The sequence below is a fragment of the candidate division WOR-3 bacterium genome (assembly GCA_011052815.1).
Taxonomy (GTDB): Bacteria; Hydrothermota; Tepidihabitantia; order SM23-42; family SM23-42; genus DRIG01.
Genome location: DRIG01000103.1, coordinates 1 through 11,017 on the forward strand (window position 1 = coordinate 1; position 11,017 = coordinate 11,017).

Annotated in this window: 10 protein-coding genes, 1 other RNA gene and 1 riboswitch; of the genes, 1 reads left to right on the forward strand and 10 read right to left on the reverse strand. The window is 45.8% G+C overall.

Features of this window, described 5'->3' with window-relative positions:
• On the forward strand, positions 1-1,177 hold a 1,177-nt coding region (locus tag ENI34_10150), incomplete at its 5' end, for a T9SS type A sorting domain-containing protein (protein HEC79481.1).
• Positions 1,178-1,194: 17 nt separating this feature from the next.
• On the opposite strand, the gene tolB is transcribed toward ENI34_10150, so the two are convergent.
• From tolB to ENI34_10200, 10 genes are all read right to left on the reverse strand, one after another.
• Positions 1,195-2,451, reverse strand: a complete 1,257-nt coding sequence (gene tolB, locus ENI34_10155) for a Tol-Pal system beta propeller repeat protein TolB (protein HEC79482.1) — start codon at positions 2,449-2,451, stop codon at positions 1,195-1,197.
• Complete coding sequence (locus tag ENI34_10160; protein HEC79483.1) at positions 2,433-3,053, reverse strand: TonB C-terminal domain-containing protein; 621 nt, start codon at positions 3,051-3,053, stop codon at positions 2,433-2,435. Before ENI34_10160 ends, tolB begins: the two co-directional genes overlap by 19 nt.
• Positions 3,050-3,445: a protein TolR gene (locus ENI34_10165; protein HEC79484.1), complete on the reverse strand. Its 396-nt coding sequence runs from the start codon at positions 3,443-3,445 to the stop codon at positions 3,050-3,052. The genes ENI34_10160 and ENI34_10165 overlap by 4 nt, the downstream gene beginning before the upstream one ends.
• The gene (locus ENI34_10170) at positions 3,435-4,154 is read right to left on the reverse strand and encodes a hypothetical protein (GenBank protein ID HEC79485.1); all 720 of its coding nucleotides are present in this window, start codon (positions 4,152-4,154) and stop codon (positions 3,435-3,437) included. The genes ENI34_10165 and ENI34_10170 overlap by 11 nt, the downstream gene beginning before the upstream one ends.
• A gap of 28 nt (positions 4,155-4,182) precedes the next feature.
• Positions 4,183-4,851 (reverse strand): tol-pal system protein YbgF, encoded by a 669-nt coding sequence (gene ybgF, locus ENI34_10175; GenBank protein ID HEC79486.1) that lies wholly within the window; start codon positions 4,849-4,851, stop codon positions 4,183-4,185.
• Positions 4,852-4,909: 58 nt separating this feature from the next.
• Positions 4,910-5,386: an OmpA family protein gene (locus ENI34_10180; protein HEC79487.1), complete on the reverse strand. Its 477-nt coding sequence runs from the start codon at positions 5,384-5,386 to the stop codon at positions 4,910-4,912.
• 61 nt (positions 5,387-5,447) lie between these two features.
• The gene (locus ENI34_10185; protein ID HEC79488.1) at positions 5,448-6,068 is read right to left on the reverse strand and encodes a laccase domain-containing protein; all 621 of its coding nucleotides are present in this window, start codon (positions 6,066-6,068) and stop codon (positions 5,448-5,450) included.
• Positions 6,049-7,767 (reverse strand): single-stranded-DNA-specific exonuclease RecJ, encoded by a 1,719-nt coding sequence (recJ, locus tag ENI34_10190; GenBank protein ID HEC79489.1) that lies wholly within the window; start codon positions 7,765-7,767, stop codon positions 6,049-6,051. Before recJ ends, ENI34_10185 begins: the two co-directional genes overlap by 20 nt.
• Positions 7,768-7,829: 62 nt before the next feature.
• Positions 7,830-8,204, reverse strand: an RNA gene (gene rnpB, locus ENI34_10195) — RNase P RNA component class A.
• A gap of 28 nt (positions 8,205-8,232) precedes the next feature.
• Entirely contained in the window at positions 8,233-10,191 is a 1,959-nt protein-coding gene (locus ENI34_10200) for a TonB-dependent receptor (protein HEC79490.1), read from the reverse strand.
• A 25-nt stretch (positions 10,192-10,216) separates the two neighbouring features.
• Positions 10,217-10,391, reverse strand: a riboswitch (cobalamin riboswitch).
• Positions 10,392-11,017 lie beyond the last annotated feature (626 nt).

Below are 11,017 nucleotides of genomic sequence, written 5' to 3' on the forward strand. Positions count from 1 at the left end.
AAAAAGTACGAATAGTGGTGGTTCATTTACGTCCCCGATAATGGTTAATGACAGTGCAGCAGTATATCATCAGAAATATCCTGCGATTGCGGTTGATTCTTCGGGACAATATATTTTTGTGGTGTGGCAGGATTGGCGGAATGTGCAGTATGAGCCGGACATATATTTTTCGCGCAGCACGGATGGGGGTTTAACGTTTCTGCCGTCGGTGCGCGTGAACGATGATCTGGATACCGCCAATCAGTGGTATCCGGTGATCGCCTGTGATAATTCAGGTCAAAATGTCTATGTGGCGTGGATGGATCAGCGAGATACACTGCATGGCTGGGATGTGTACTTCAGCCGCAGCACAGATTATGGCCAGACCTTTGAGCCTAATTATCCGATAAATGATACAGCAACAACCGGAAATACACCGCAGGACTATCCGAGTATTTATTATAAAAATAACATAATTTATGTTGTTTGGCATGATGGACGAGATCCCTCTGGTGGATATTTTGCCAGGAGTATTGATAATGGTGTAAGTTTTGGTCCGAATGTACGGGTAACTGACGATCCCTGGGCTACGGGAATGTATTCAAGTATAACTGCTGATGATTCAGCTAATGTTTATATTATCTGGCGAGATTATAGAAATTACAGTACTTATGGCCATGATATCTATTTTGCCTTCAGCAGTGATAGTGGTCAAACATTCAATGGGAATGTATTGGTGAATGATCATCAGGGTATTGAAAATGCCTGGGACTGGGATCCGAGTATTTGTGTGAATGACAGTGGAAAAGTCTTTGTTGCCTGGTCATCAACGCGCAATGACCCGTCATTTACCAACTTTGATATCTACTGCGCCTCAGGCAACTATGTCGGTATTGAGGAGTACCATAACCCACAAACATCCCTGGCTTTCCAGTGTTATCCAAATCCGTTTATACGGATGACGAATCTCATCTGTGGCATAGGACATGGTGCAGAGAAAAATCCCGTCAGCGTCAGCATCTATGATGCGAGTGGTCGTATGGTAAAATCTTTTACCCTTAATCCTCTGCACTCTGCTTTTAGCATCACCTGGCATGGTGATGATGATTACGGGCAGGAAGTACCTGAAGGTGTGTATTTTATACAGTTTTTATGTAATGGTCACAAATCGACCGAAAAAATTGTAAAAATAAAGTAAATAAAATTCTACGTTAATTATTCTACCCCCGGTGACCAATCCGGGGCATTGGCGGTAAGCACGCTGGTCAATTTTCTTTTTCGGGAACCATCCCAGTTCATTGTATAAAGCTCATATCGCCCGCTGCGGTTTGAAGTAAAGACAATGTGTAAACCGTCCGGAGACCAGGACGGTTCCTCGTTGTTTCCCTCAAAGGTGAGACGAATGGGCGAAAAATCATACGGATCAGTAATGTAGATCTGCTGAGAATTATCTTCTTCACGGGATACATAAGCGATAATATCTCCGCGCGGAGACCAGGCCGGTGAGGTGTTATAATCGCCGTGATAGGTCAAACGTCGGACATTCCCGCCGTGAATATCCATAACATAAATCTGGGGATTGCCGCTTCGGTCTGAAACAAAGGCTATTTCCCGGCTGTTCGGTGAAAATGTCGGTGAGGTGTCGATCGCCCGATTATGCGTCAATCGGCTCAACTTCTTTGTCTGCAAATCCAGAAGATATATCTCGGCGTTCCCGTCTTTTGTCAAAGAAAGGCAGATCTTGGTGCCGTCCGGAGACCAGCACGGCGCGAAGTTGAGCCCCCGAAAGGTTGAGATCGTCGTTATTTTTTTCTTCACAAGATCAAAGAGATAAATAACCAGACGATCGCGGGAATGTGATGAAAAGAGAAGCCGTTTGCTGTCAGGCGCCCACGCCGGAAAAAGATTGTATCTGCCGTTCTTGGTAAGCGGTGTAAAATTGAAACCGTCGTAGTCGATCATCGCCAGTTCCTTGCCGGTTGAGGTCCTGTAAGAAAAAGCGATCCTGGTGCCGGCGATTCCTTTTTCTCCGGTCAGCGCCTCGACGATGTCGTCGGAAATTTTATGGGCGATGCTCCTGAGTTCGCCGACGATTTCATAGGAATTCTGTGTGATTATTTCGTGACTCGGAAAATCCTCAAGGGTGATGGAAAGCACGGAACCGTTCCCTTCTCCCTTGAGAACAACCGCCTGATTTTCCTTCTCAGGAACCGCACTGGTGTCAGCATAGATATCAAAATAGAGTGAATATTCCAGATCGTTCTTTATGACTATCTCGATATTCTTTATCCGGGTCAGCTCCTCATCTGACGTATTATCAGAACTGCTGAAAGGAGTAAATACTATATTAATCTTACCGCCGCCGTAGTCGGTCAACCGCAGATAAACATCCTGGGCAGAGGATAAACTCAAGCAGAAAATTATGACAATAAAAAATCTTTTGAATCGAATCTTCACTGGGCGGTCAAAAATTCAAGATGTACCTTCAGATAATCATCGGAAAATTCTTTGGGCAGAGGCGGGAGTCTCTTCGTCAGTGTTACCGCACGTATCGTCGTTTCGTTGTAGAGATCATTACCGGAATTCTCTTCGAGTCTGACATTATAAATCCTGCCGTTTTTGTCCACCTCAAAATAGACGACCGTCTTCAAAACGACGTCTTTTCCTTTAAAAGGATTCTTCCAGTTTTTGTTGATTTTATTAAGGAGGATATTCAGATAATAAGAATAAGTGAACCCTCTGCCGCTGCCCGTGTATACGGTCGGTTTTATATCCGGCAGACCTTTTTTGATTTTCTGCTTGTTCTTTTTCTTAGTTATCACTTTATTCTTTAAAGGTTTTGGTTTTTTATCGGGGGGTGCTTTTTCTTTTGGAATTTCCTCCTTGATCTTTTCCGTCTTTTCCTCCTCAACGGGTTCTTCAATATCAATCACCTTAGGTTGGGGTAGAGGTGCAATCCGAACCTTCACGACGTTGAACTCAGGCAGCGGAGTTGAAGAACTCCTGCTTACAAATATCAGAATCGAAAAAATCGTCAAATGCAATATAAATGAAATAATATAAAACCGATTCATTCCCGGGGTATTTCTGCAACCAGACCGAGTTCTTTGACACCGGCGTTCTTCATTCTTCCGACGACTTCGATAACGTATCCGTAATCCACCTTTTTATCGGCACGCAGATAAACAATAATACCCGGTGGTTTACCCGCAATCATCTTTTTGAGTAAAGGTTCAAAATTTTCCACGGAAACACGATCATTGTCGATAAAAATATCTTTATTCTCTTTAATTGAAACGGTGATACCCTCTTCGTCGTGAGGCAACGATGCATCGGTTCTCGGCAGATTAACGTCGATACCCGGGGTCATCATCGGTGCAGTAATCATAAATATTACAAGAAGGGTGATGCTCACATCGGCTAACGAGGTAATATTGATTTCAGAAATTAAACCCTTAGTGTTCACTGTTCAATAATAATTTTTCACGCAGTTGAATAAAAATTTCATGAATGAATTTTGTCAACTCGGACTCAAAGTTGTTTACCCGGCTGCGGAAGATATTGAAGAAAAGGAGAGCGGGAATTGCAACGATCAAACCGTAGACGGTCGTTATCAATGCATCGGAGATGCCCGGGGCGACAATCGTGATGTGCGCCGAACCCCGCGTTCTGATATCCAGAAATGCCACCATGACCCCCCAGACGGTCCCCAGCAAGCCGAGAAAAGGGCTGACACTGACAATGGTGCTCAGTACGGGCAGAGAAGCCTCAAGCTGTTTCATCTCTTCAATCTTCGTTCTCTCCATACAGAGTTTTATATTGTCGGAAAGACTTTCGAGACTGCTGGCATGCGCATCACTCTGACCTTCTTCTGGCGCCGACACGGGAACAGCCCGCTGTAAGCTCTTTTTCAACTTTCTGTACCCTTCGATACCGCTGCGCAGAATTCTGCCGTACGGGTTGTCATTCAAGAGGTTACCCAGATTATCCCATTCTTTCACGGTGCGGTGAAAACGATAGGAATCAAAAAATCTCTTACTCAACTTCTTGATGCGCGCGAAGTCATACAACTTTTTAAAGAATATCGACCACGACCAGATGGAAAAGATCGAAAGAACCGACATAATTATCTGGGCGGCCAGGCTTGACTCCAAAAATATTCTTATGATATTCATCGAACGGCTCTCCTCTGCTGGATTTTAATCATCTGTTTAATTTGTCTTTCGCCAATGTCGCTTCGGCGGAGTTCGGGAAATCTTTTACTACTTTATTGTAGTACATCTCTGCGGACTTTCGATCTCCGGCAGACTCGTATATGATCGCCATTTTATAAAGTGCGGTAGGTATCTTATTGCTTGCCGGGTATTTATTTATTAACTTCTGAAAGGTATTCACGGCATCCTGACTTTTACCCATTGCGGTGTAGGATTCACCTATCCAGTAAAGGGCATTATCTGAAAGCGGCGAATCAGGCTGAAGTTTAAGGTAGGATTCAAAACCGCTGACCGCTTCCTGATAATTCCCCTGAACATAATTTAAATAAGCCGATTCATAAATCATCCGTGATTCAGGACTGATCGTCGAGATGTCTTCACTGTCTGAAGGAACCTTTTGTCGGGGTCCAAGTTTTTCATAAATGCGCAGAAGCTGAGCCTCTGTATCACTGAGGCGTGAATTGAGCATTTCTATCTTATCGCTCAACTCATTCGATTTTGTATAGAGATCAATCCGAAGACGGGCGAGTTCTTCACTTTGCTCCTGAAGCATGCTGTCGAATTTTGATGTATAATACTTCAGGCTGTCGAGCTGCCAGTTGAAATTGTTGAACCGACGGCGGTTAAAACATCCCGACACCACAAGGGTGAGGAGCAAAATAAACCCCCCACATTCCAGCAATCCCTTCTTCCGAAACAATCTTATTTCAGACGATTTATTGAACGACAAATTCGCAGCGTCGATTTCTTTCCAGATTCGTCGGATCCAATGGTTTCTCTTCGCCGTAACTCACAGTCGAAAGGCGGTCCGGTGTTATCCCCAGCATAAGAAGATAATCACGGGCGGCTTTTGCACGGCGTTCACCCAGAGCGAGGTTGTACTCAGCCGTCCCTATTTCACAGCAATGTCCTTCTATCACCACCTTAACTTCAGGATAGAGTTTCAGCATTTCAGCATTCTTTTCCAGAATCGGCACGGCATCCACCCGGATATCCGATTTATCGAAATCAAAGAAAATCCGTTCCAGCACCAGTTCTGGTTTTGCCGGTTCCTCGGGAATCTGAACTTCTTCAAACGGAATTTCTTCTTCCGCCGGAACCTCTTCCACCGGCGCCACTGTTTGCTTTTTGGGACAAGCAATGAAAATGCCGAGAATAAAAATCAATGACAGGATCAATTTCATATAACGCATAATACCTCCATTTCTGTAATTATAATTATAATTATAGTACTGTCAAGAAGATGAATGCTGTTCACCGCGACACAAGAAGTGCATAATCCCTTTTATTTACATCTCCGCGGCGGTATGAATAAAAGTATTCGGGTCGGCATCTTGTACAGTAATTCAGGGAAGCCAATAAGTTTTGTTCCCCGAGATCTTTGACGACCGCTGCTTTGAGATCCAGAAATATTTTATCGCCCCGATGGATTACTGCGGACGGGTACTCTTTCGAAAAAAGCTCTTTAACATCTTCCTGTATCTCGTAACAGCATGGACCGATTGAAGCGCCGAGCACGTATCGGTACTCCACCAGACGCTGCTTTGCCTTTTTCGCTATCCCTTTGACGATACCGCGCCAGCCGCAGTGAATAACACTTATTCTCCTGTCGTTAAAAAGATAAACCGGCAGGCAATCAGCGACCTTGATGCCGAGACAGACGTCTTTTTTCTCTGTGATCAACCCGTCACCTTCTCTTTTCGGTTCATCGTCGATGTCGACGATTACGTCCGAATGTATCTGTTTCAGAAAAACAGGTTTGAACCTCTGTTCCACTGCATCGTGGTCCGCCCTCAGAGAATAAAGCGCAGTGATCCCTTTATATCTGAATCTGAAATACTCGAGAGCTTTCTCCTTAACCAGCACCCATTTCACCGGTCTTCTTCATCTCCTTTATCTTTAAGACGACCTTTTTCTTACCAAAAAAAGAATCCTCATGAATGGAGTAGAGACAGTCGATCCTCGTCTTCCCCGGTTCGATCTCCAGAATGGCGTCCCCCCTGCCGTAGGCGATCGCGGAAAAGACCCTGCCGTTGTTCCTCAAGGCGAACTTCAGGTGGTCAGAACCCACTACCCTGGGGACACCGACGATTTCAAAATTTCTGCCCAGAAAGACAGGCTGAGGATTAGCCATTCCCGTGGGTTCAAAGTACTTTAAAAAATGTATCAGCTCGTCGGTGATATCGGAAAGGTCCAGTTCAACGTCGTAAAATCGTTTTCGCTCGAAAACAGCGGCGTCGAATGACGCTGCATACTTATTGATCGATTCTGAGAATTTAATGAAATCCTCTTTTTTTATTTCTAAACCGGCAGCCTGACTGTGGCCGCCGAATTTTAAAAGCAGTCTGCTGCAGTACTTCAGTGCTTCGGTTATGTCGAAATCCGGAATGGAACGGGCTGAACCTTTTGCCGTCTTCTCTTTCAGCGAAAGTAAAATCGTCGGTCTGTGGAAATATTCACTTATCCTTGAAGCGACGATCCCGACTATCCCTTCATGCCATTCTTCTTTACCCAGAACAATCACCCTCTTCTTATCTTCACCTGAACTGCTGACCAGATCAAACGCCTCCCTGTATATCTGCTCCTCTATTGCCTGCCGCTCCCGGTTGTCTGCGGAAAGCCGTTCAGCGAGCTGCACGGCTCTGTCGTAGTCATCGGTAAGAAACAGTTCCAGCGCCTCCTTTGCATCACGCAGTCTTCCACAGGCGTTGATCCGCGGCCCGATTATGAATCCGAGATGATACGAACTTATTCTGTTATTCAATTTACTCTCTTTAAGAAGCGCCCTGAAACCCGGCTTTTTACTTTTCTTTATCCTGTTGATCCCATACTTTACAAGAACACGGTTTTCATCGACAAGCGGCACGATATCAACAACCGTTCCGAGGGCGACGAGGTCCAGATCCTGATAAAGTTGTTCCTTTTCCAAACCTGTTTTTTCGTACAGCGCCTCGATCAGCTTAAAAGCCACACCGATACCGGCTAACTCTCTGAAAGGGTATTGTTCGGTCGGAATCTTGGGATCCAGGACAGCAGCTGCTTCTGGAATTTCATCCCCGGCTTTATGGTGATCGCAGATGATGACATCGATATTATGTTTCTTGGCATATAGAACCTCCTCAACGGCGGTAATACCACAATCAACAGCAATGATCAAGGTGCAGCCGCTCTTAACCGCCTGTTCCACGCCTGCTGAGGACAACCCGTATCCCTCTTCAAGACGATTGGGTATATAATAAGTAGCATCAATACCCATTCTTTTAAGATTAGTAAGAAGAAGCGCCACAGCAGTTATTCCATCAGTATCATAATCACCGTGGATCAAGACTCTTTCTCTGCTGTGGAGTGCCTTGATTATCCGATCCACCGCCCTCTCCATCTGAGTCATTAAAAAAGGATTATGTAAATCAGAGAGCGTCGGCGCAAAATACTGTTCTATCTTCTCTTTTGTATCCCAACCTCTGTTTTTAAGAATCTGAACGACAATCCCGGGGATAACCTTACCCCTGATTTCAATCTCGTCTGCTCTGCCCGACTCGTTCTTTGACAACCACTTCGTCATACGGTTCTCCATTCCATTATTCTTATCAACCGACGTTTTTCCATCTTTTTTAATCTGTATCTCACTCTTTATAAACAGTGGGGTGACCCGTAAGCCGGGTTCTGTTTTAGATAGTCATTTATCTTGTCCTGGTATCACTACCAGGCTCTGCGCAACCTACCCACCCCGTTTCTGCAGTATGCAGAAGAAGCGGGCCGCTTCATACGGGGCCTGCTTGGTTTTGCTTCGGATGGGGTTTGCCGTGCCTCCTGTGTCACCACAGGAGCGGTGAGCTCTTACCTCGCCTTTTCACCCTTATCCGCCTGAGGCGGACGGTATATTTTCTGTGGCACTTTCCGTTTGTTTCCGTCCTTTGAGAGAAGCGCGGAAACAACCTTCCTGTTAGGAAGCATCCTGCCCTGTGAAGCCCGGACTTTCCTCTCACATAGAGCGACTATCCGGTCACCCCGTATAAGTATATCAGAAAGGATTTACGTGTCAATGCTCCATTGAAACACGGCAGAAAAAGATGCGCCCCGGCATCGGATAATCAAAGTCACTCATTGAATTACCGAACTGGAGGGCATACCGCCGATCCAGAAGATTCTTTACACCGCAGGAAATGCTGACACAGGAAAAAAATTCTTTGCTCAAACCGACGTCAAAAACCGTATACGGTTGAAGCCGCTTGGTATCCATGGAGATCACCGGTGCATCTTCATAATTCACGTAGTAGTTGACCCGTTCATCCATAAACAGCCCTTTGATGAATAGAAATGTTTTGTGGAACAATCCAAACTCAAGTATCGCCGATGCCGTATAATCGGGGATGAAGGCGGCGTCCCGTTCAACCGCTTCGATTACCGTCCTGCCTGTATCTGCGTTCCAATCATAGAAGTCATAAACAATCTCATTGTTCTGCTGCCGGGCGTAAAGATAAGACCCTTCAATGCCGAAGCGGATAAATTCATTGAATTGAGTGCGGAATTCAAAATCCATGCCCTTAACCGAGATATAATTGACATTCCGGGGCTGCCACATATTATCCTCTCCGGGCAACCAGGCGATCTGATCATTCACCGACCGCATAAACAGAGATAAGGCGGCAAAAGTGTTCGCAACAGGCGCGCTTTCCAGCCGCAGTTCATACGCCCACCCGTGCTCAGGTCTGAGTTCAGGATTACCCGATCCGGGCCAGAATAGATCATTGAATGTCGGAGCACGGAATGCCTTACCGGCCGACGCCTTAATCCAAAGATTGTCCAACAGCGGTTTGACCACACCGATTGCAGGAGAGAGAAAACCACCGAACTTTGAATTCCTGTCCAGCCTGATGCTCGGTGTCACCGTAATGTCACCGATCTTTTGAGTCAGTTCCAGCCAGAACCCGATATTAAAGGAAGCGGCACGCCACACTGTATCCTGCTGAGACAGCCCCGAAGTCTCGGTTGTCTCTAAGGTGTCATAATGGACGTCAATGCCGGCTACTGTTTCAGTATTATGAGCGTCCAAAAGCATATATGTATTAAAACCCAGCATATGGGTCAAATAGTCGTAATCGGTCATCACGGTGTCTCCATTCCAGTCGATAAATACGGAGTGGAAATAAACCCGCTGCTGCACTGCAGAAAGTCTATTATACCACTTTAAAGAACCCGTGAGATCCTGTATGAAACAGAGACTACCGATTAGATTTCTATCCTTTTCCCGATCTAAAGGTGATGCAGAGCTGGAATCGGCAAGCATGGGTCCGGCCACACCGTATTCTTTGCTGTTGAAGAACAATCCCGAATTAAATTCTGAATGCTCTTTTTTGTACTGAAAAGAACCTGTAACATAACCTCCCCGATAATCACAATTCTGCCTGAATCCATCTGAGGAACAATAAGTGGCAGTGATGTCAAAACACGCCCTGCCGAGAGGCAGCCCTGCTCTGGCGGACAGTTCAGTAGTTTGAAACGGATTTCCTGGTTCGTTGGTTGAAGGAAAAAATGTTAACTTTGCTTCAGGACTCTGGTATTCTTTAGCCGTTATTATATTTACGACGCCGCCCAGGGCATTGCCACCATACAGACTCGAAACCGGACCCTTAACGACCTCAATACGCTCGACTGCATTGAGGTCAACTGCATTCAAATCCGCCATACCGACCGTTATCGAATTCAAAGGAATGCCGTTGAGCAGAACCAGGGTACTGTGTGACGGAATGCCGCGGACCGAGATACTCGACACCAAGCCGGGATTACCGTAATCCTTGATGTTCACGGATGCATAAGTCTGCAGCAGCTCAGACAGACTGACCGGTTCGAGTTTCATAAACTCTTCCCTGTCTATTACTAAGGTCGCCAAGGCGATATCCTGCAAAGACGCTGGATAGCGCGTTGCAGTCACGACGACCTCCTCCACCTCATAGACGGGGGGGACAACCACTAAAAAGAAAAAGATCAGGGGTATCATATAGACCTCCTTTCGTCCGAAGGATACCCGTCGGATACTGGCGGATAGGTCTCCTGGCTTATCCCGTTTTAATCAGCCTTCCCATCCATTGCAGACAGTGGCTTTTTTTGATTAAAACATCCAGCGGAATCACAGTGGCGGCGACCGCGGCCGATTTTCACGGCGCTTCCCTTGAATCCACCAGCAATACAAGTTTATTCAAAAAAATTGCGATGTCAATAATAAAATGGCTTCAGAAAAGGCCGAGCTGAGATTCCTTGGGTTTGTTGTCCTCAAATATCTTGATGGTGCCGAATTCACCGTCATACCCTGGATTGATTATCACGTCGCCGCGTCGAACGCGGTCAACGGCGATCGCAATCCTTTCTTCGGTGTTGCTTTTAAGCTCTTCGAGCGAAGTATTCAACAATATTTCAAATTCACTCCCGAAAATTTTACACAATCTGCGGTATTCATTCTTCACCGCCACGGTATCTCTGCCGCATCCCTTTGCCTCGGCAATAATCTCTTCCAGTGGTATCAAACTTTTATAAGGAATCGCATCTTCCGGAACAAAACCCTCTTCCCGGTCAGCCAGAGATTCGACTCGATGCAATACGCCGATGGTAAGACTGCGTGAACAAACCGGACAGAGATTATTATTGAAACGGGCCTCTTTGGGAGAAAGACGCACCTGACACTTACGATGTCCGTCGTAGTGATACTTACCCTCCTGGGGATAGAACTCAATCGTGTATAAAAACTTCTCTTTATCTTTGTTCTTCAGCGCGTCCCGCAGCTGGAAATAATTCAGTTCTTCACTGAAAACATTGACCTCACGACCGAG

What these genes read in the sequence shown, in the direction of transcription:
- ENI34_10160 (HEC79483.1), bottom strand. Translation starts at nt 3,053, where the DNA reads ATGAATCGGTTTTATATTATTTCATTTATATTGCATTTGACGATTTTT.
- ENI34_10170 (HEC79485.1), bottom strand. Translation starts at nt 4,154, where the DNA reads ATGAATATCATAAGAATATTTTTGGAGTCAAGCCTGGCCGCCCAGATA.
- ENI34_10180 (HEC79487.1), bottom strand. Translation starts at nt 5,386, where the DNA reads ATGCGTTATATGAAATTGATCCTGTCATTGATTTTTATTCTCGGCATT.
- recJ (HEC79489.1), bottom strand. Translation starts at nt 7,767, where the DNA reads ATGGAGAACCGTATGACGAAGTGGTTGTCAAAGAACGAGTCGGGCAGA.
- ENI34_10200 (HEC79490.1), bottom strand. Translation starts at nt 10,191, where the DNA reads ATGATACCCCTGATCTTTTTCTTTTTAGTGGTTGTCCCCCCCGTCTAT.